This window comes from Shewanella indica (assembly GCF_033842865.1).
Lineage (GTDB): Bacteria > Pseudomonadota > Gammaproteobacteria > Enterobacterales > Shewanellaceae > Shewanella > Shewanella indica.
The window spans coordinates 222,764-243,156 of the sequence record NZ_JAWXXR010000001.1; the positions used below are offsets into that span (position 1 = coordinate 222,764).

A 20,393-nucleotide genomic window follows, 5' to 3' on the forward strand; every position below is an offset into this window, starting at 1 on the left:
TAAATGAAAACTAAAATCATTAAATATTGGCTATTTATTTCGAAATTTTAGAAAGAAGGACAAAAGGTGGGCTTAAAGAGCCACAGTGCTGCGGGTAACACGGCAGATTGAGGCAAAGATAGTTTGATGCAATGGGCGGCCTGCTGGCTTTTCAAGCGATATCAGTTTGATTTCAGCTCAAAAAGCCCAATTCTGAGCATTAACTGAGCGAACACAGGATTTATGCCGAAAAAGCACTTGCAGGAAAAAATTCAGAACTATATTATACGCGCACTCCGAACGACACGGGCCTCAACCCCCGGTTCGAAGTAGATGACTGACACTCAGTTCAGTTGCCCGAATAGCTCAGTTGGTAGAGCAGCGGATTGAAAATCCGCGTGTCCCTGGTTCGATTCCGGGTTCGGGCACCACAATTTAGCCGGCATAGCTCAGTTGGTAGAGCAACTGACTTGTAATCAGTAGGTCCCGAGTTCGACTCTTGGTGCCGGCACCATGAAACAACAAAAACGCCACTCACTGAGTGGCGTTTTTGTTTCTGTAACTGTCTACCGGCCCAACTCCTTGTCTCTAATCATTAATCTTCCCCATGTCGTAGTCATATATAGCTTAGAGCCATAGCAGAACCTGGTATTAAAGGCCTGTTCAAACAAACATCATTCAGAGTGCTTGTTTAAACAGGCCAGACGGTGAAGATTGACTCTGGATGCAGAGGCTATCCGCCCCATTGAAAGTCCATTTTCAGGTTCATCGCCAGTTTAAAACCAGGTCAGATTGCCGGTACCCTAAACCTCTGCCCTTGAATTTCCAGCACCACATCTCTTGGACGGATCTCAACAACCTTTAATATTCCTTTGATACTATCGCCCTCCTGCAATTCGGCACCGTCTACATTCAACCAACGCTTGGAAGGCTCTGAAGCGTATACATGGGCACTGATATCAAATTCAGGCACTTGCAGTTGCAGTCCGGCAGGCAAGCCACCATAGGGAGGCACCTCTTCCTCAGTTTTGGGAATGGGGTCCAATTCAGGAGGCGATACAGGTTTTTCCGCCGAGTGTCGGTGCTCAACATCGGCTAATGCAGCCTGAAACTGAGCCACCAATTCATCCTGGCGGCGACTCTCGGCACTGGATAGTCCCACATCCTCAGCCGCATCATTGACCTGGCGCTTGAGTGACTCGAGCACTTCAAGTCCGCGGCGGTTGGGATTGGCTCCCAGGATAATCGGCTCCTCATCCGCTGCCTGTATCGCTTGCCGCTGATTTGCAAAAGATGAACTGCCAGACTGAACTTGCTCAAACTGCAGCTCTTTGGCCGCTTCAGCCACACTGGCAGCCAGCGTATCATTATGATTAAGCTCAGTACTCGCTAAAGCCTGACTCTGATTGGCTTCGCCCCTTTGGTTTAGATTTGTGCTACTCACAGCTTGGGCATTTTGAGGCTGTGTGCTCTGCGGCTGTATAGTTTGCGATTGGGTTAGTCGAGATTGAACCACTTGAGCCTGAGGTATAGGTTGAGCCAGAGGCAAAGCAACTTTTCCGGCTAAACGCACCTCAGCAGCCCTCTCAGCCGCTTGGTTTGGTTGCTTGTCTCTTTGAGGATTATCTTGTTTCCTGGCTTGCTGCTGGGCACCCTGTGGCGAGGCTTGCGCCTCAACTGAAGATGTCTCGGGAGACTGAATCTTTTTGCTGTTATCCAACATGTGCCACCCCCAAGCCAGCCCCCCTCCTGCCAGTACAGCGACTACCAATACTGCCAGCGGCTTGAAATAGGCTCTGCCAGATGAAGGTTGACGATATTGCGCCCTGGGGGTCAACACAGGATCCAACTGCTCTCCCATTTCCTGCTGTTTGGCCCGGGTCACCGCATCAAGAAGAATAGACATCAGCTCTCTCCCCCCGCATACAATCTGGGCCCTTGATGGCTCAGATACAGGTTGAGCTGAACCAAAGTCTGGCTACCGGCAATACCGTCCGGCTTCAAACCATGACGACGTTGAAACTGTTGCAACGACTGCTCCAACTCGCTGTCAAAATAGCTCATTAATCTGGCTTGGCGCCCATCTACCTGCGCCAGAGTATTTTCCAGCCACTGCACTTGAGCCAAGCCGGCACTGGGGCCTATCGCCTTGAGCGGATCTTTGGGGGCATCCCAGATAATTTCAAAAGTGCCGCTGAAATGACGGTTGAACCAATCAACACTGACCCAAAGTTGCTGTTCATTGAGTTGTAGCAGTAACTGTTCACCATCTTTAGTAACCAAAGTGCCGTAGAAAGGCTGCTGTTGTTCATCTTCCAGATAGACCACAGCCGGATAATTGAGCCGTAGCAAGGAGTTGAGATTACCCTGCTGCTGATAACAGGCAAGCCCCTGCTGCTCAGCGGCCTGACAAGCGCTGATGCCTGAATATGGCACCTTGTCCCAAAGCGCAAACAGCGCCGCGAAGGCAGTATCTATATTGCGGCTCTGATCTATGGCCTGCGTCAGGATCCGTTGTGCCCGGTTGACAGCGGGCTTATCTGCGCCAGCTGGATTGACAGAAGGATGGTTAACAGCAGCTTGATTACCGGAAACCTGAGTCTGCTTGGCATCTGTCCCTGAATGAAGTTGGCGCCCGGACTGATCTTGGGCCACAGCCTTCTCCGGCTGCGCCAGGAAATAGTAACCACCGGCAAATGCCAAAAGCAGCATAGCGGCAGCAGAAGCCGGTAACCAATAATTACGCTGTTTGATTTTCTCTCCCAGCACCTCTTCGGCGGCAGAGGCCACCATCTTGGCATCAATAGGCGTTCGCGACTGACCATAACCCGCCATCAGTGCTCGCTCACACAAGAGGTTGATAAGCCTTGGAATACCACCACTGAATTTATGCAGCGCCCGAATCGCGCCGCGATTGAACAGGGGTTCGCTACGTCCGGCAACCTGCAACCTGTGCTGCACATAGAAACCCACTTCCTCTTCAGTGAGCGGCAACAGATGGTACCGGGCGGTTATACGTTGCGCCAGTTGCCGCAACTCCTGACGCTTGAGCAGTTGCTGCAACTCGGGCTGACCTATGAGGATCACCTGCAACAATTTACGGGTATCAGTTTCCAGATTGGTAAGCAAGCGCAGTTGCTCAAGCACTTCGGCCCGCAGATGTTGGGCCTCATCAATGATCAATACTGTGTTACGTCCGGCCTGATGGTTAGCCAGCAGAAAACCACTGATATGATCGGTCAACTGCTTAAGGGTAGGTGCCTCACCATAAGGAATTTTCAACTCATCACAAAGTGTGGCCAGCAGCTCAAGCTCGGTTAGAGATGGATTGAGGATAAAGGCAGTATCCGTGTTATCCGGTAGTTGCCGCAACAAACAACGGGAAACCGTGGTTTTCCCTGTGCCCACTTCGCCCGTCAGCAGCACAAAGCCCCCCGTCTCTCCCAGGCCATAGGTCAAATGCGCCAAGGCTTCCCTGTGTCTGTCACTGAGAAACAGGTAACTGGGATTGGGTGCAATTGAAAACGGGTTATCGTTCAGTCCATAAAAGGCCTTGTACATAGGCACTACCATCCTTCTTTGTTAGAGACAGCTCAGTTTAAGGCAAGGTCATAAATTGTAAAACCCCGGCCGCCATTTATGTGATGCACGGGAAAGTCCCCAGCGGCCCGCTCTCATGGTATCCTGAGGCCATTACCAAAGCAGTCGATTATAAGGAATTCACAAGCGTGCAGATTTATCTGGTTGGCGGAGCGGTACGCGATAAGCTATTGGGCTTGCCTGTCAAAGACAGGGATCATCTGGTCGTCGGAGCGACTCCGGAGCAGATGGTCTCACTGGGATACCGGCAGGTGGGCAAGGACTTCCCTGTGTTTCTGCACCCCAAAACCCAAGAGGAATATGCCCTGGCAAGAACCGAGCGCAAGACAGGCTTGGGATACGGCGGTTTTTCCTGTTATGCGGCGCCCGACGTCACTCTGGAAGAAGATCTATTGCGGCGGGACTTGACTATTAATGCCATAGCCCAAAGTGAGGATGGCGAACTGCACGACCCCTACAACGGCCGAAAGGATATCGAAACCAGGGTGCTAAGGCATGTCTCCCCCGCTTTCGTTGAAGACCCGCTACGGGTACTCAGAGTGGCCAGATTTGCCGCCCGCTTTGCGCCTCAAGGTTTCAGTATCGCCCCAGAAACCCTGGCTCTGATGCAGGAAATTGCCGCTGGCCCCGAGCTTGGCGCACTAACGCCGGAGCGGGTATGGCAGGAACTGGATAAGGTGCTCGGCTGCGAGCAGCCCCAGGTGTTCTTTGAAGTTCTACGTCAGGCCAAGGCTTTACAAGCACTGATGCCGGAAATCGACGCCCTGTTCGGCGTACCGCAACCGGCCAAATGGCATCCTGAAATCGATAGCGGCATTCACACACTTATGGTTTTGGAGCAAGCCGCTAGACTGACCCAGGACAAAGCGGTGCGTTTTGCCGCGCTGGTACACGATCTTGGTAAGGCTTTGACCCCGGCCGACATGCTGCCCAAACATCACGGTCACGGCCAGAAAGGTCTGGCACCTATCCGCAATCTGTGTGAGCGGCTCAGAGTGCCTTCTGAGTATCGAGATCTGGCGTTGCTGGTCAGCGATCAGCATCAAAATATTCATAATTTGATGGAGCTCAGACCGGAAACCATAGTGAAAATCTTCGATAAAGCCGATTTCTGGCGCAAGCCAGAGCGCCTGGAGCAACTGGCGCTGGCCTGTGAGGCCGATGCCAAAGGCCGCACCGGGCTTGAACAAGCCCCCTACCCTCAGGCGCAGGCGTTGAGGCAGCTTTTTGCGGTGGCAGCAGCGATAGATGTCAAACCCATAGTAGCAGCAGGGCACAAGGGCCCGGCCATCAGGGTAGAACTTGCTCAGCAGCGGATTGCTGCAGTACGTCAAGAAAAGCAACTGTTACTGAATTCCGCCGTTTCCTGAGAGAAAGGCAAGATATTGACAGTGATAATTTCAGTTATGTTAAAAAAATAGCGAAAAAAACTGGCTATTTTCCCAAAGACTTGGCAATTCAATGAGTATTCGATAAGGTAAAGTGGCCTGTGCGTGAATATTCGTAGCAAAATAAATTGACTATGACATAATTAGGCGGTGTCGGCTGTTTTGCAGTCGAGCCATTAAAAATCCAACCTATCTAAAGGGATTTCTTCATGAACAAAAAAGTACTGATGATTGCTGGCGTAGCAATGACTGCTCTGCTGGGTGGCTGTGCCAACACCACTGCTCTGGAAGAAAGCGTTGCTAACCTGGGCAACAAAGTTGATCAATTATCAGCCGAAGTTAGCTCTCTGAAAGCAGAGCAAGGCAAACTGTCTGCTGACGTTAAAGATGCCAAAGCTGCTGCTATGGACGCTCAGTCTGAAGCTAAGCGTGCTAACGACCGCTTGGACAACGTTGCTTCTCGTTACAAGAAGTAATTCAGTCCCGGATCGGCAACACCAAGGTGTTGCCGATTTGCTTTTCGCTGAAGCCTACAATGGCTTCCATTCAGTCCTGTTCAAGATTCCAGCTAACCTTCACTTTTCAGCCTAAATCCAAGGCTCAAACTCAGTTTCGTTTAATCACCAACAAACGGTAATCCAGCTCCAATCCCTTGATGGCCCGTCCGGCAATCGAGCGCTTCTGCTTTTCACCGGCACGCCAAGCATAAGGGGTGGTTTCCAGAAGCGTCAACGCCTGTTCGCCACTGACATCCAGCGAAAAACTCAAGCTCTCGGTTTCCAGCACTGTCAACTCTGCAGGCAGGCTGATACTGAACTCGCGCAGCTTAAGGTCAGCATTCAATTGTTCACGCAACTGCCATAAGTGCCTGGGCCCGGGTGCCAACATCATAAGATGTGCCCCCGGCTTCATCACCCTGGGGATCTCCTTGCCCTTGAGCTGACCATCGAGCAGAGTCACCAGTGAAAACTGCGCATCTGCGAAGGGCAAACGCTTGGCAACACTGAGAAAAACCTGCGCCTCAGGCAATGCCTTGGCTGCAGCGAAGGCAGCATTTTGCGCATCACAGATTAACAGGCGTTGCAGCTCTTCCGGCAGTTGCAGCATCTGCTGCAAAGCGCCGTCTCCGGCGTTGGGGTCAAGTACAGCTTCACAGTTTTCAGCAAGTCTGGTCAGCTTGAGATTGAGCGCCTGATGCAAAGGCGCCATCAACTCAGACTGCAACAAAAAACGCCGGGCCCGCAACGCCTGGCGCGACAAGGCATGTACCGCCGCGCTCTTGGGCTTGGCCAGCAGCCAATAGCCGTCTTCCTGGCGATCGAAGTGATGTTTGTTGGCGCAGTAAAAACCTCTGGATGCCAGATGTTGCCTGAGTTCACTCTGGCAAACAGGGCACTGAAATTGCACTGAATTCATCTTAAGGCCTCACAGAAAAATAAAGCCGCACAGAAGTGCGCCGAGCGCCAAACGATAGATCACGAAAGGCAGCATGCCCATCTTGCTGATGATCTTCAAAAACAGGTGAATACAGGTGAAGGCCGCGACAAAAGAAAGCACCACACCCAAAATCAAGGCTTGCCAGTCAATCACATGCCCGCCTTCGAGCAGATCTTTGCCCATCAGCAGCGCCGCGCCCAGGATCACTGGAATCGACATCAAAAAAGAAAAACGCGCCGCCGCCTCGCGATTAAGCCCCAGCATCAGGGCCGCAGTCATGGTGATCCCCGAGCGACTGGTGCCGGGAATAAGCGCCAATGCCTGGGCAAAACCTATCATCAATGCCTTGCGCCAACCGGTTTGATACTCAGTAAGTTCAAGCCGAGCCATCTTATCTGACCACCAGAGCAGCAAACCGAATACCACAGTAGTAATGGCGATAACACCCGGCCCCCGCAGATAAGTTTCAACCAAATCTTTGGCCATAAAACCAAAGATGACTGCAGGTATGGTAGCCAGAATAATCCACCAGGCGAGTTTACTCTCGGCGCTGTGATTGCCCTTGAATATGCTGCCAAACCAGGCATTCAGCATAGCTATGATTTCAGCACGGAAGTAGAGTACCACAGCGAGTAGTGAGCCTATGTGCACTGCCACATCGAAGGCCAGCCCCTGATCTTCCCAGCCGAGTAACTGAGAGGGTAAAATAAGGTGCGCCGAGCTGGAAATAGGCAAAAATTCAGTCAGGCCCTGGATCAGGGCAAGGATAATGACCTGTAATGTGTCCATAATTGTCCTTAAAAAATCAGGCCGACAGGCCCCAATCGAAAGCGATAGGCCAGAGCTTCTGACTGGCCTTATCATATTCCTGCCACAACTGCTGGTAGCTGAGTTGTGCCAGAGGATGCTTGGTTTGCGGTGCCAGTTCAGCCAGTGGCCAAAGCACAAAAGCGTTGGTCAGGATCTCGGCTCTGGGTAAAACAATAGGCAGCTGACAGACCTTGTCATCGTAGAGCAGTAGATCCAAGTCAAGAGTCCGCGGAGCAAACTTTTTGGCACCCGGGAGCCGACCGTGGCGCAGCTCTATCTGCTTGAAACAGGCCACCACTTCGGCAATACCGAGTGACGTATGAGCGCCCACCACCATATTGAGAAAGTTGCTGCCCTTGAATCCCACTGATTCACTCTCGTAAACCGATGACAACAGCAGCTCGCCAAAAGCAGCGTGCAGCTCGTGGATAGCTGCACGCAGATAACGTTCCGGGTCGATATTGCTGCCCAGACTGATGTAGATATGTGCCATATTGCCGTTAGATACCACGCTCGATTTCAACACCGACCGCTTTGGCCGAAGGAATGGCGCCGGGCTTCATCACCCGCACCTTGACCCAAGGCACTGCAAATTCACTCATCAGGCAATGGGCTATCATTTCGGCGACGGTTTCAATCAGCTCAATAGGCTTTGCGGTAATCAAGTCGGTAAGACGCTTGCTGACGGTTTCATAGCAGAGCGCCTGGCTGTAATCATCGCTGTCTGCAGCGGCTCTGTTATCCCAAGCCATATCCAGATCAATAAGCAGTGTCTGATGTATCTGTTTTTCCCACTCGTAGATCCCAATAACCGTCTCTATCTGTAATTCCCGTATCAGCACTCTGTCCATAAAATCCCCCTTAGCAACTGCCGGGCCTGAGGTCAGATAAGCTAACGTCAATAAAACCGCTATAATCCGACGCGTTCCGGAGATATTCACGGCAGCCCCTTTCTACCTGGCCCAATCTTAAGTAGGATAAGGCATTGAAGGACAAGATGAACCCGAAATTTCCAACCACCATTAAGTGGTCAAGATTTTCACCTTGGGTTATCCGGGCAAGGGCTGCATTTTTCAATGTGCGCGATAATACCTTAAGACGAGTAAGGAAACCAATTTGAGTACCATGGTACTGACCCCAATGATGATTGTGGCCGCTTACCTGCTCGGCTCTATCTCCAGCGCCGTGCTGGTGTGCCGCCTCAAGGGTCTGCCGGATCCCAGAGGCAAAGGCTCCGGCAACCCAGGCGCGACCAATGTGCTGCGTATCGGTGGCACCTGGGCCGCCGCCATGGTGTTTTTCTTTGATATGCTCAAAGGGGCTCTGCCCGCTTATACCGCTTATCTGATGGGGATAGATGCCGTCTGGCTCGGAGTAATAGCCATTGCCGCCTGCCTGGGACACATATACCCGATTTTCTTCGGTTTCAAGGGCGGCAAAGGCGTAGCCACAGCGCTCGGTGCCATGGCGCCTATAGGTGAAGGCTTGGCGCTGTGTTTGATGGGCACCTGGTTAGTGGTGGTTTTACTGACCCGTTATTCCTCACTGGCGGCCCTGGTTACCGCCCTGCTGGCACCTTTATATACCTGGTGGTTGGATGACAGATTTACCCTGCCGGTGGCCATGCTATCGACACTGATCATTATCCGCCACAAGGATAATATTCGCCGCCTGCTCAAGGGGGAAGAATCCAAAATGTCGCGCTCCAGGCGCACTAAATAGAAGCAATTGCACGGTTGTAACGACTGTCACAAAAACAGCAAAGGCGCCATTGGCGCCTTTTACTTTTCAGGTTACAGAGGATGAGTTAGCTAGGCTCCTTCAGGAAATCGCCTCCAGGGTATCCAGCGGCCAACGCGGCTGCCCTTTCACCGCCAACGTCTCACGCTCGCCGGCCTTGAGGCGCTGCAAGCCTGCGTAGGCTATCATGGCGCCGTTATCTGTGCAGAACTCGCCTCTGGGATAGAAAACCTTGCCGCCACGACTTTGCATCAACTCGGCCAGTGAGCTTCTCAGACGGGTATTGGCACTGACACCACCGGCAATAACCAAGCGCTTAAAGCCGGTTTGCTCCAATGCGCGGCGGCACTTGATAACCATGGTATCGACCACGGCTTCTTCGAATGCCCTGGCGATATTGGCACGGGTCTGCTCATCATCCGGTTCGGCGGCTATGGTATTGGCTGCGTAGGTTTTCAGTCCTGAGAAACTAAAATCCAAACCCGGCCTGTCAGTCATAGGTCGGGGAAACTTATAACCGGACTTTTCCCCTTTGGCGGCGAGTTTAGCCAATCTTGGGCCTCCAGGATAATCCAGCCCCATCAGTTTAGCTGTCTTGTCGAAGGCTTCACCGGCCGCATCATCTATGGATTCACCCAAGACTTCATAGCTGCCTATGCCTTCTACTTTCACCAGCATGGAGTGACCACCGGAAACCAAGAGCGCCACAAAGGGAAACTCAGGTGCATCCTCTTCCAACATGGGCGCCAGCAGATGCCCTTCCATATGGTGGACACCAACAGCGGGTTTATTCCAGGCAAATGCCAGGGAGCGACCAACGCAAGCCCCCACCAAAAGCGCACCTATAAGGCCCGGCCCCTTGGTGTAAGCAATACCGTCGAGATCTTCGATACGGGTATCGGCCTTGGCCAGTGCTTCACGGATCAGTGGCACTATTTTACGCACATGATCCCTTGATGCCAGCTCAGGCACCACACCACCGTAGTCGGCATGCAACTTGACCTGACTGTAAAGTGCATGGGATAACAGCCCCTGCTCTTCGTCGTAAACCGCTATTCCTGTTTCATCACAGGATGTCTCAATACCTAAAACCCGCATCTATGAAATCTTTCCACCTGAAAAGGGGCGCCAATTCTACCCCTAACCAGGAGATTTCTCCAGTTGTAGGCTAAAGTGAATTTACTTTAGGGACTTTACATTCAGTGCCTGTCGGTTTAAAATTCCGCACCATTTTAAATCCACTTGGGTCAAGTGATTGACTCAATACAAACTTACACCTAAGGGGTGATGGCGTATGCCAATTATTAAAGTACGTGAAAACGAACCATTCGACGTAGCTCTACGTCGTTTCAAGCGCTCTTGTGAAAAAGCCGGTATCCTGGCCGACGTGCGTGCTCGTGAATTCTACGAGAAGCCAACTACTGCTCGTAAGCGTGCAAAAGCTGCTGCAGTTAAGCGTCTGGCCAAGAAGCTTTCTCGCGAAAACGCACGTCGCGTACGTTTATACTAATTCCTTATGAGCCTGATAGATAAGCTGAAAGACCAGATGAAACAAGCCTTGGTGGCCAAAGAGAAGGTCCGCCTGGGTACGATTCGTATGGCATTAGCTGCCATCAAACAGATTGAAGTGGATACCCGCGAAACTCTGAATGATGAGCAGATAATAGCTGTCTTGACCAAAATGGTGAAACAACGCCGTGATGCCATTGCCCAATATGAGGCAGCGGGTCGTCCGGAGTTGGCAGAAGTCGAAGCAGCAGAGATTCAAGTTATTGAAACTTTCCTGCCACAGCCTCTGAGCGAAAGCGAAATCGCTGCGCTGATTGATGCGGCTATCCAAGATAGCGGCGCCAACACTATGGCGGATATGGGCAAAGTAATGGGAGCGTTGAAATCCAAAGTTCAGGGTCGTGCAGACATGGGTGCAATTAGTGCCCAGATCCGTGCCAAACTGCAATAAGCGGGTTTCCACGTATGAACAAGCCGTGCATCTGCGCGGCTTGTTTGTTTACATCGGTCAAGGGTGCATGACTCAGTCTGATGGCTATACCTCGTGATTTTATCAATGAGCTGATTGCTCGCACAGACATAGTTGATCTAATCGATCACAAAGTACCCCTTAAAAAAGCGGGTAAGAATTATTCTGCCTGTTGCCCTTTCCACAGCGAAAAATCACCCTCTTTCACCGTTAGCAGAGATAAACAGTTTTACCATTGCTTCGGCTGTGGTGCCCATGGCAATGCCATCGACTTCATCATGGAGTATGACCGTCTCGAGTTTCTCGATGCCATTGAGGAGCTGGCAAGCCAACTGGGGCTGGAAGTACCGCGGGAGAATAACCCCAATCGTCGTCGTGACGAAGGGCTCAGCCGCGATCTCTATCAGTTGATGGAAGAGGCTAACAGGTATTACCAAAGCCAGCTCAGACAACACCAGGACAAACAGAAGGTGTTGGACTATCTGGCCTTTCGTGGATTATCAGACCAGGTGGTCGAGCGCTTCGGCATAGGCTTTGCCCCCGACGGCTGGGATGGCTTGCTGAGTCGCTACCGCTCACAACAGGAGTCGCAGGACAAACTGTTGACTGCGGGGATGATTATCAGCAACGACAACGGTAAGCGTTATGACCGCTTCCGTGACAGACTGATGTTCCCGATCCGCGATAGACGCGGCCGGGTGATTGCCTTTGGTGGCCGGGTATTGGGAGATGGTACCCCCAAGTACTTGAATTCTCCGGAAACGCCCATATTTCATAAGGGTAACGAGCTTTACGGTCTTTATGAACTGAAGCAGGCTCACAGAGAACCCCGACAAGTGCTGATTGTCGAAGGTTATATGGACGTGGTGGCGCTGGCTCAATTTGGGGTCGATTATGCAGTAGCCTCCCTGGGGACTTCGACCACAGCCGAACAATTTCAGTTGTTGCTGCGCAGCGCCAAAGAAGTGGTTTGCTGTTATGACGGTGACAACGCCGGAAAAGAAGCAGCCTGGCGCGCACTGGAAACCGCCCTGCCACTGCTTAAGCCCGGCGATACAGTGCGCTTTATGTTTTTGCCCCAGGGGGAAGATCCCGACTCCATGGTGCGTAAGACAGGCAAAGAAGCCTTCGAGGCATTGATAGATGAAGCGCAAACACTGACAGGGTTTCTGTTCGATACCCTGACCACTAAATACGGGACAGACAAGGGCAACTTGGCGAAACAGGCCATAGCTCTGATTGAAAAGATTCAAGATACTGTGCTGCAAAATCTATTGCTCGAAGACCTGTCACACAGGCTCGGCATGAACAGCGCAGATGATCTGAAGAAGAAGCTGGGATTCAAGAGCCCCCAAGGGGTGGCTTCTGCCCGGCATAAAGCGCTTAAGGGCCGGGGTACCCCGCTGCGACTCGCCGTCGCCTTGCTGGTACAACACCCACAGTTGGGGCTGAATTTGATCCCCCAACCGGCTCTTAAGCATTTGCAGATGGCCGGCATAGACTTGCTGGTCGAATTACTGGATTTGACTCGCGCCCAGAAGATGAACAGCGCACAACTACTTGAGCAATTCAGGGATACGGACGAATTTTCCGCCCTGAGAAAACTAGCCCAATGGGAGCATCAAGTGGCGGATGAAAACCTGGAGCAAGAGTTCAAAAAATCCCTGGTATGGCTGAACAATCAATACATTGAGCAACGTTACCAGGAATTAAGTCTGAAACAGACCCATACTAAAGAAGAGAAAATACAGCTTAAGAAGCTAATCGCAGCGATGAAAAGCTGCCAATAAGCTCTCTCAATTTATGGGTCCGGTCGCCGGACTAGCACAGGGATGCGCACATGGCTATAATTGACGATTTGTGCGGCAAGAGCCCAAGGCCGCTGCCCATCGTTGTAACAGTTACCCAACTTGGATGATATCTATGGATCAAACTCCGCAGTCGCAACTTAAACTGTTGCTCGCCAAAGGCAAAGAGCAAGGTTACCTAACCTATGCAGAAGTGAATGACCACTTGCCTGCAGATATGGTCGATTCTGACCAGATCGAAGATATTATCCAGATGATAAATGACATGGGTATCCGAGTGTTTGAAGAAGCACCGGATGTCGATGACATTATGATGTCGGAAGACAGCACGGATGAAGATGCCGCCGAAGAAGCCGCAGCAGCTCTGGCCTCAGTCGAGAGCGAGCTGGGCCGCACCACAGACCCAGTGCGTATGTATATGCGTGAAATGGGCACAGTGGAACTGCTGACCCGCGAAGGCGAAATTCAGATCGCCAAGCGTATCGAAGAAGGCATCAACACGGTACAGAGCTCAGTCGCCGAGTACCCACAGGCAATCGCCATGATCCTCGAACAGTTTGATCAGTTCGAGGCCGAAGAGATCCGCCTGTCCGACATTATCTCTGGATTTGTCAATCCCGATGAAGACAATGTAGGCCCAAGCGCCACCCATATTGGCTCAGAGTTATCCGATGAAGACCTGGATGATGAAGATGATATGGACGACGATGACGAAGATGACGACAGCGACTCCGAAGATGAAGGCTCAAAAGGCCCGGATCCGGAAGAAGCCCGTGAGCGTTTCGGCCAACTACGTGCCGTCTATGAAAACTCACTGAAGCTCATCGAACTCAAGGGACGCGATCACCCCGAGTCAGTCGCGGCTCTGTTCCACATCGGCGAAATTTTTAAAGAATTCCGTCTGGTGCCCAAGCAGTTTGACCGTCTGGTCAAGAGCATGCGCAGCATGATGGACAAAGTGCGGGTTCAGGAACGCCTGATCCTCAAACTTTGTGTTGAACAGGCCAAAATGCCGAAGAAGAACTTTGTTAAGCTCTTCACCGGCAACGAAACCGACATCAGCTGGTTCAACGCTGAGATGAACTCCGGCAAGCCATACGCCGAAGGCCTGAAAATGGTCGAGGAAGACGTGCTGCGTTGCCGCGCCAAGCTGGAAGCCATCGAAGCCGAAACGGGTCTGTCTATCGCCTCAATCAAAGACATCAACCGCCGCATGAGCATAGGTGAAGCCAAGGCTCGCCGTGCCAAGAAGGAAATGGTTGAAGCCAACTTACGTCTGGTTATTTCTATCGCCAAGAAATACACCAACCGTGGCCTGCAGTTCCTGGATCTGATCCAGGAAGGCAACATAGGTCTGATGAAGGCAGTAGACAAGTTTGAATACCGTCGTGGCTATAAGTTTTCTACCTATGCTACCTGGTGGATCCGTCAGGCCATTACCCGCTCCATCGCGGACCAGGCCCGTACCATACGTATCCCGGTACACATGATAGAGACTATCAACAAGCTCAACCGTATCTCGCGGCAGATGCTGCAGGAAATGGGACGCGAGCCTTCTCCGGAAGAACTTGCCGAGCGGATGATGATGCCGGAAGACAAGATCCGCAAAGTGCTGAAAATCGCCAAAGAGCCTATCTCCATGGAGACCCCTATCGGGGACGACGAAGATTCGCATCTGGGGGATTTCATCGAGGATACAACCCTCGAGCTGCCACTGGACAGCGCCACCAGCGAAAGCCTCAAGAGCGCCACTCATGAGGTGCTGGCTGGCCTGACAGCCCGTGAAGCCAAGGTTCTCAGAATGCGTTTTGGTATCGACATGAACACTGACCACACCCTGGAAGAAGTGGGCAAGCAATTCGACGTTACCCGTGAACGTATTCGTCAGATTGAGGCCAAGGCACTGCGTAAGCTGCGTCACCCGAGCCGCTCGGAAATCCTCAAGTCCTTCCTGGACGAGTAAACAAGCTTTTGTACAAAAACCCCGCATCGCGGGGTTTTTTATTGCCTTTAAGACTCAAGTCTGATTAACAGATAACCACTTGAAAGCAATAGCATCAATAATGCGCAAAACACGGGTGACAAGCGCAATTAAACTTCGTATACTCTCTCCCGCTTCTGGTGATGACGATTGCCTTAAGCCGGCCCCTTAGCTCAGTTGGTTAGAGCACACGACTCATAATCGTTAGGTCCCCAGTTCGAGTCTGGGAGGGGCCACCATATTTTTCGAAGGCTTAGCTAACTCAATTTAGCTAAGCCTTTGTTGTTTCTGTGGCGTTGGGTGCTGTAGCGTTCAAACTCGCATTAGAAAATATCTTGTTGCCTTCCCCAAACCTCCCCAATAAAGTATCGGTCAAAGAGTATGCATGTAACCGCTTTTGAAGTGGTGGCAATTCCTAAACTGTACATCTAAGGACTAACATGAAAATTATAGGGATATTTACAGCGTTAATAACGCTATCGGCTTGCACCTACACATCTAACATGAACGTAGGAACCAATTTCAGTTCCGAGCAGGTGGCAAAGATAGCAAAGGGCAAAACGGCAGAAGCAGATTTAGTTAACCTCTTTGGTCAGCCACAAGTAAAAGCTGTCATCAACGAAACAGACGTAAAGTGGATTTACAGTTACACAGAGGGCAGCGCATCTGCCCAAGCGTTTACCATGAAAACCACATCCGACTTCACGACTCACACACTTGATATTTTGCTTAGAAATGGTGTGGTAGTGAACTTCGCAGAAACCCACGCGCCAACAAATATGACTATCAACACTCAAAGCTCAATAAAGTAATCAAGTGACTGTATGGACATATTGGACTATTACGACCTAAAGGAATGGTGGAACACGGCGTTAATGCCTGCACAACGCGCTCAGATAGCCAGAGACTATCAGCCGATGGGTTACCCTTCAGGCACACCATTTCTCTACTCGCCAATCGGCAAATCCTATGGTGAAACGGGTAAGTGCTGCCTACTGGACGTCTTAGCGTGTGTGGCAAAGGATGCCGCGAAAGACATCATCTGGAACAAAACCGAGCAAGCGGTAAAAGAGGCTCTTAGCCAGACTAAGCGAAATTACATAGATATTCACTTAGCTCTAGCTGGTTTAATTAAATATCATTACCGTTTGCGAAATGACCAAGCTCATTATGAAAAGGCCAAAGAGTTTTGCTTATTGCAGATATCTATTTCCAGTAAATTAGTCAAAAAATTTCGTTATCCCGAAAAACCGAAAGAATTAAAACGGCTTCATAAATTAACGGGTATGACTCATCCCTATTATGATGAGCCTCAAATTCTGCCTTCACATACAGGTTACAAACAACTTGCTATCATTCTTGAAAAAGAAGGCGATCTTAAAGGTGCACTTGAACTGGCCAAGAATGCATTACAGCAAGGGTGGACTGATGATTACGAAAAGCGAATAGCGAAACTAACAGCCAAACTTGCCAAGCAAAGGTAGCCCTTTTTATAGAGTAAGAAAACTCATCCTAAAGGTGTCCAAAAACTCCTTTAGCGATGTCAGAAAACGATCTGCTAATGATGTCGGAAAAGTCCACCAGCGATGTTGGTGAATTGCAGCCCAATTAAGCTTACAAACTCAAGGCGTTACGGCACTGACTGTTCGATTAAAAGATAATGCTGCATCCCACTGATTAGGTACGCAACCGAATACATTATCGCAAGATATGGAAACCAAAATTTTATACTTGCCACCGCCAATAGGTTCTTTGGTCGCTTGAACCGCTAATGACGGGCTTCCACCAGTCGCATTATAAGTTTGCAGAAGGACATCGGTGACTATTTGTAGCTTGAATCCAGCATTACGTACAATCCAAAGCTGAGCGGCTTCCCACTTAGCTTTGCAGTCTTTTTCATCAATACAAACTGGTGTTGTCGCCTCAAGTTGCGCCCGTTTAGCTTGAATATCTGCCGATGGAGTAGTTGCACAACTTGCGAGCGTTAGTAGGCATGCAGAAAAAATAAAACGTCTGTTCATTATTTTCGTCCTTGATAGTTGGTCGAGTTCCAACTCATTGATTATTTTTAATAACTATAAAATTTATTTATGAAGTTACATTTAAACATTATTTTTACGGCATGTATGATGTCCAAGTATTACTCATCTTTGCAAACGATAGCGCGGTGGTGAGCCCAAAATGTAAGTCAGACTTCCCTCATTGACACAGGTCGCAATAGCTGCACATATGGCGTCCGACTTAGGGGCTTTAAAGTTGGTAATTTTGGTTGTTTTGTACTGCCTAACCATTACAGCAACAAATTAGGAATAACTCAGCCATAACATCACTTCATATTCTGGATAGCTAAATACCGCTGAAACCCTTACCACACCTTAAACTGACCAAACCAACCAAAAGAGCCAATATCTCTAAACTTCATATATCATCAATTATCGCTTCCATTGTTAAGCTAAGCAAATTACCACCTTTCGCTTCAATATAACCACCATCAAGGTAATAGCAGAACAATTCTGAATCACGCATTAGATCGATAAAAACTGGATTGCCATTATCCGTTCCGATCGTAATACAAGATCTGCATTGTTCAATGGTTAAAGGAGAACTACCGGAAACTTCCAATTGAGTTTTGATGAAGACATAAAGCTGATTAAAGGTGTTGACAGTGTTTTTATCTATCGTGATTTCATCAATAAGCTCACTCTCCGGGAACAAATAGAACTCACTCCCTCTGTAACAGACAGCTTCAGCCGTATCAATACTATTGAGCCATTCCGCATAATAACTTGGTAATATCACAATTACTCCCCTTCAAAAAACAACATCTAAGCAATGCAAACAATTTTACCGAACAAAATAAATGACGCGTTGCGATTCAAACTTAATGCCACAGCCAGTTCTTAAACATTTAATCTACTCTCCGGCGAAACTTGATCATTTATCAGTTCAACAAGAGATTTAGCAACAAATTTGGCCTCGTCCCAGCCTAAATCACCACAATTAGCGATGTAATAGCCAGAAATTTCTCGCTGTTCAATTTTTGCTACGCAAATATTACCATTTCCATCCATACAAATAGGTATTGAGTTAGGCATATATTTCTTTAACTCGTATATATCCTCACCGAGTATTTCTATGATTGAGAAAAATTGCAGCTCTTTAAAACCAAAAAAGATGTCCGCCCCATTACTGTTCTGCCACCAATCATAAAACTCACTTGGTAAGCTCACACCAAAAGCCCCTTCAAGCTCTCTAATCGATTCTCTACTTACTCCCGGTGGTTTGTTTACGTATTCCATATCGTCCTTTATGCGTCACGCCGACAACAGCTAATCGTAGCGAGGTTAAGCCCAGAATGGGCAATACTAATTAGCCTATTATTGTGTTTTTTTTACATATTTCATCAATTTCTTCTAGATCCAAGCTTAGAGAAGAGTTTTGTTCATTTTGCTTGAGCCTTTCTGCCAATGCTTTCTGAAGCGTTAGCAGCTCCTCTTTTCTGCAACGCAAATGCCAGATATCTGCATTTGATGGTGCTCCCATTATTTTTGATTCTAGTAAGTTTGAAAGCTTAAAATTCCGGTGCAGGATCAGTGCGCCTATTTGTGAAATACTGAAATCTACCATTTGGTCTCTTTAACAAAAATCAAGCTATCCATTATAGAATGACAAATTAATCTTCTTTCTGTCTGCATCCAAGCAGCGCTATATGATTTAAGCTCTTTGAAATCGAAAGAGAGCCTTGAGTTGTAGAGCTTTGATGAAATCGAACTTATTTCAGTCGTGCTAACCTCTACCTAGGATTCATTGTCCACGTTTTTAAGCTTGGGTTTACTTGTTTTTCCCTTGCTTTTCATCCCGTTTTTTTGAGCTATAAAATACCTCAATGGACTAACCCTCAATTCTGTGATGATCAAAGAGGTAACCCCGAAAGCACTGACTGCAATCAGAAAAACATTCACAAAACTGATGGAAACTAAGGCTCCGTAAAGAGAAATAGAAAATAGAAACGTGTAGATGATACCGAGAGGTAAATCTCTAGTACCAACATCATATCGGCCTTTTGCCCAATCATAGGTAACCGATACCGGGTTGGTTAAGCCTCCTAAATGAATAATTATCGTATTACCTTGAATCTTGATATTGTACCCTTTGCTTTCTAGTTCATTGGCCAGTTCATTCATCAAGAAACTCCTTTTCCCAATTAAGGCATCAAAAAAATCTAGCAACCCACTAAAAGTTTATTTTTCGCTCAAACATTGTTTGGTACTTGAGCATTCTTTGGTCAAAATCTAGTGTTCAACTATTGTTAGATATCCATTTTTCCTTTGAGCTCGGCGAAGACGTGTTAACACCGGGCAGAAGTTGGGCGCTTTAAACGCCGCAAACTCTCCTTTTTCGTATGCGATACCAGTTAACTCTGCTAGTTCAAACAAGACTGCTTCGCTATCAGCAACAAGCTCAGAATACCTCATGACCCAATTCAAACCTACTAACAGCTGTAGGGTAAGCATACGCGGTTTCCAAAGCTATTATCCACTAGGAATACGTATATCATTATGACTTTATTGATGTTTTCAATTTCACCAGCAGATTAACGCGAAAACCGTCGATAACAGGCGCGCTTTTGCGGAGCATTTTGCTGCAAGCATAGCTACCGCACGGATACGAAACTGACTTCGTCCCTGAAGATACCCCAAAACCGCCGAGAGCAGCCCTGGAACTGTGTCAAGACAATATTCCCTATATGGCCTACTACACCAGGAGTTATAATCGCTTGCCGTTAAGAGAAAAAGCCTAAAATAAGCGGTTGAATTGTATCTACAATAACCAGATTGGGTGAGCGAAACAATCGCCAATCGGAAGAAATTAAGTAAAAGCGAAAAAAGGGAAAAGCACAACAAACAGGTCTGTCTGCCGACCCAGAGCACATAAGGGACTTGGTCGCACCTTCCTTAGCCTAGGGCACCTAAATGATTGGCTATTTGGGAAGTTAGTTGCTCTCTTTTGCGATTCAACTCATGCTTGTTTAGCTTTAGCAATCAGGAATGTGAAGCGGATTACAGCAGTTTGCAGCAAAACACTCTAGGGTAAGTTAACCCTAACAACGAGAGGCAAGCTCTCGGCTTTAAACAGGAATCTCAGATGTCTGATACAGATAAGGCGTTTTTTCAGCGTGCCAGTGAACTCATCGAGTTGGCTAACAAACAGAACCAGAATACTGAAGTCCAGACCGGTGAAGTCAGTGCCTCTTTCATGTATGCCCTGGCTCGTTACAATGCCTGGTTCGGCTCTACCGGTTTTGCCACCAAGGAGCAGATGCAGTCGAAGAAGCAAGAGATGATGGATTACTATATGGAGCGCTACAAGGAGATGCTCGAAGGCTCGATGGACGACTATATCGAGAATTTCGACCACTACCGCGCAACGCAGAAGTAAAGCCGCCATAGTCTTTCAAAATGCCCGGCCAGATGCCGGGCGTTTTATTTTGGAAAAATGGGTTAACTCATGTTTAAAGCCCTTCCCTGGCCTATCGATTTTACCAGCCTCGGATTAGCCCCTAACTCAGATAATCAGTAGCCGCTGATATCTGGGCTCATGTCTAAGCTATTTTCCAGACAATTGCTTGAGTTAATACTTAAGCTTTTATGCCGCTTTGTGGTCTTGCTCCT

At 49.0% G+C, this 20,393-nt stretch carries 22 protein-coding genes and 3 tRNA genes; 13 read left to right on the forward strand and 12 right to left on the reverse strand.

Annotated features, from left to right (window positions below; translation table 11 throughout):
- Positions 1–334 precede the first annotated feature (334 nt).
- Positions 335–410, forward strand: a tRNA-Phe gene (locus SIL79_RS01020).
- Positions 411–417: 7 nt separating this feature from the next.
- Positions 418–493, forward strand: a tRNA-Thr gene (locus SIL79_RS01025).
- A 273-nt stretch (positions 494–766) separates the two neighbouring features.
- Here the strand turns inward: SIL79_RS01025 and SIL79_RS01030 are convergent.
- Both SIL79_RS01030 and SIL79_RS01035 read right to left on the reverse strand, forming a co-directional pair.
- Positions 767–1,885: a general secretion pathway protein GspB gene (locus tag SIL79_RS01030; RefSeq protein ID WP_226684737.1), complete on the reverse strand. Its 1,119-nt coding sequence runs from the start codon at positions 1,883–1,885 to the stop codon at positions 767–769.
- The gene (locus tag SIL79_RS01035; protein ID WP_215774087.1) at positions 1,885–3,540 is read right to left on the reverse strand and encodes an ExeA family protein; all 1,656 of its coding nucleotides are present in this window, start codon (positions 3,538–3,540) and stop codon (positions 1,885–1,887) included. The genes SIL79_RS01030 and SIL79_RS01035 overlap by 1 nt, the downstream gene beginning before the upstream one ends.
- A 167-nt stretch (positions 3,541–3,707) precedes the next feature.
- On the opposite strand from SIL79_RS01035, the gene SIL79_RS01040 reads away from it, so the two are divergent.
- On the forward strand, positions 3,708–4,949 hold the full coding sequence (locus tag SIL79_RS01040) for a multifunctional CCA addition/repair protein (protein WP_071476907.1): 1,242 nt from the start codon (positions 3,708–3,710) through the stop codon (positions 4,947–4,949).
- Positions 4,950–5,176: 227 nt separating this feature from the next.
- On the forward strand, positions 5,177–5,443 hold the full coding sequence (locus SIL79_RS01045) for an Lpp/OprI family alanine-zipper lipoprotein (protein ID WP_025010519.1): 267 nt from the start codon (positions 5,177–5,179) through the stop codon (positions 5,441–5,443).
- Positions 5,444–5,573: 130 nt separating this feature from the next.
- Here the strand turns inward: SIL79_RS01045 and SIL79_RS01050 are convergent, their stop codons facing one another.
- Genes SIL79_RS01050 through folB form a run of 4 tightly spaced genes read right to left on the reverse strand, consistent with a single transcriptional unit; the run spans position 5,574 to position 8,065 of the window.
- Positions 5,574–6,383 (reverse strand): putative RNA methyltransferase, encoded by an 810-nt coding sequence (locus SIL79_RS01050; RefSeq protein WP_039034921.1) that lies wholly within the window; start codon positions 6,381–6,383, stop codon positions 5,574–5,576.
- 9 nt (positions 6,384–6,392) lie between these two features.
- Positions 6,393–7,193: an undecaprenyl-diphosphate phosphatase gene (locus tag SIL79_RS01055; RefSeq protein WP_319618907.1), complete on the reverse strand. Its 801-nt coding sequence runs from the start codon at positions 7,191–7,193 to the stop codon at positions 6,393–6,395.
- A gap of 16 nt (positions 7,194–7,209) precedes the next feature.
- Positions 7,210–7,707 (reverse strand): 2-amino-4-hydroxy-6-hydroxymethyldihydropteridine diphosphokinase, encoded by a 498-nt coding sequence (gene folK / locus SIL79_RS01060; RefSeq protein WP_319619953.1) that lies wholly within the window; start codon positions 7,705–7,707, stop codon positions 7,210–7,212.
- A gap of 7 nt (positions 7,708–7,714) precedes the next feature.
- A complete protein-coding gene (gene folB / locus SIL79_RS01065; RefSeq protein ID WP_039034924.1) occupies positions 7,715–8,065 on the reverse strand; it encodes a dihydroneopterin aldolase in 351 nt (116 codons plus the stop codon).
- Positions 8,066–8,339: 274 nt separating this feature from the next.
- Here folB and plsY point away from each other — a divergent pair, with 274 nt between their 5' ends.
- The gene (gene plsY / locus SIL79_RS01070) at positions 8,340–8,936 is read left to right on the forward strand and encodes a glycerol-3-phosphate 1-O-acyltransferase PlsY (protein ID WP_373297541.1); all 597 of its coding nucleotides are present in this window, start codon (positions 8,340–8,342) and stop codon (positions 8,934–8,936) included.
- A gap of 99 nt (positions 8,937–9,035) precedes the next feature.
- Here the strand turns inward: plsY and tsaD are convergent, their stop codons facing one another.
- Complete coding sequence (tsaD, locus tag SIL79_RS01075) at positions 9,036–10,052, reverse strand: tRNA (adenosine(37)-N6)-threonylcarbamoyltransferase complex transferase subunit TsaD (RefSeq protein WP_039034926.1); 1,017 nt, start codon at positions 10,050–10,052, stop codon at positions 9,036–9,038.
- Positions 10,053–10,248: 196 nt separating this feature from the next.
- Here tsaD and rpsU point away from each other — a divergent pair, with 196 nt between their 5' ends.
- The 7 genes from rpsU (at position 10,249) to SIL79_RS01110 (ending at position 16,205) form a co-directional block, all read left to right on the forward strand.
- Positions 10,249–10,464, forward strand: a complete 216-nt coding sequence (gene rpsU / locus SIL79_RS01080) for a 30S ribosomal protein S21 (protein ID WP_006080725.1) — start codon at positions 10,249–10,251, stop codon at positions 10,462–10,464.
- A 6-nt stretch (positions 10,465–10,470) separates the two neighbouring features.
- Positions 10,471–10,914, forward strand: a complete 444-nt coding sequence (locus SIL79_RS01085) for a GatB/YqeY domain-containing protein (protein WP_071476911.1) — start codon at positions 10,471–10,473, stop codon at positions 10,912–10,914.
- A gap of 80 nt (positions 10,915–10,994) precedes the next feature.
- Positions 10,995–12,722, forward strand: a complete 1,728-nt coding sequence (gene dnaG / locus SIL79_RS01090) for a DNA primase (RefSeq protein WP_039034928.1) — start codon at positions 10,995–10,997, stop codon at positions 12,720–12,722.
- A gap of 133 nt (positions 12,723–12,855) precedes the next feature.
- Positions 12,856–14,703 (forward strand): RNA polymerase sigma factor RpoD, encoded by a 1,848-nt coding sequence (gene rpoD / locus SIL79_RS01095; RefSeq protein WP_101094736.1) that lies wholly within the window; start codon positions 12,856–12,858, stop codon positions 14,701–14,703.
- Positions 14,704–14,883: 180 nt separating this feature from the next.
- Positions 14,884–14,960: transfer RNA gene (locus SIL79_RS01100), tRNA-Ile, on the forward strand.
- A gap of 201 nt (positions 14,961–15,161) precedes the next feature.
- Positions 15,162–15,533: a hypothetical protein gene (locus SIL79_RS01105; protein WP_052248318.1), complete on the forward strand. Its 372-nt coding sequence runs from the start codon at positions 15,162–15,164 to the stop codon at positions 15,531–15,533.
- Between the two features lie 12 nt (positions 15,534–15,545).
- Positions 15,546–16,205 carry a hypothetical protein gene (locus tag SIL79_RS01110; protein ID WP_039036190.1) on the forward strand — a complete coding sequence of 220 codons (660 nt, stop codon included), beginning with the start codon at positions 15,546–15,548 and terminating at the stop codon, positions 16,203–16,205.
- A gap of 138 nt (positions 16,206–16,343) precedes the next feature.
- Here SIL79_RS01110 and SIL79_RS01115 read toward each other — a convergent pair whose 3' ends face one another.
- The 5 genes from SIL79_RS01115 to SIL79_RS01135 form a co-directional block, all read right to left on the reverse strand.
- On the reverse strand, positions 16,344–16,742 hold the full coding sequence (locus SIL79_RS01115; RefSeq protein ID WP_234501083.1) for a hypothetical protein: 399 nt from the start codon (positions 16,740–16,742) through the stop codon (positions 16,344–16,346).
- A 397-nt stretch (positions 16,743–17,139) separates the two neighbouring features.
- Positions 17,140–17,520, reverse strand: a complete 381-nt coding sequence (locus SIL79_RS01120) for a hypothetical protein (RefSeq protein WP_319618908.1) — start codon at positions 17,518–17,520, stop codon at positions 17,140–17,142.
- A 101-nt stretch (positions 17,521–17,621) separates the two neighbouring features.
- On the reverse strand, positions 17,622–18,020 hold the full coding sequence (locus SIL79_RS01125; protein WP_071476913.1) for an SMI1/KNR4 family protein: 399 nt from the start codon (positions 18,018–18,020) through the stop codon (positions 17,622–17,624).
- Positions 18,021–18,090: 70 nt separating this feature from the next.
- Complete coding sequence (locus tag SIL79_RS01130) at positions 18,091–18,348, reverse strand: hypothetical protein (RefSeq protein ID WP_071476914.1); 258 nt, start codon at positions 18,346–18,348, stop codon at positions 18,091–18,093.
- A 170-nt stretch (positions 18,349–18,518) separates the two neighbouring features.
- Positions 18,519–18,905: a hypothetical protein gene (locus SIL79_RS01135; RefSeq protein WP_319618909.1), complete on the reverse strand. Its 387-nt coding sequence runs from the start codon at positions 18,903–18,905 to the stop codon at positions 18,519–18,521.
- A gap of 961 nt (positions 18,906–19,866) precedes the next feature.
- Here SIL79_RS01135 and SIL79_RS01140 point away from each other — a divergent pair.
- On the forward strand, positions 19,867–20,160 hold the full coding sequence (locus SIL79_RS01140) for a DUF3144 domain-containing protein (protein ID WP_025009906.1): 294 nt from the start codon (positions 19,867–19,869) through the stop codon (positions 20,158–20,160).
- Positions 20,161–20,393: the final 233 nt, after the last annotated feature.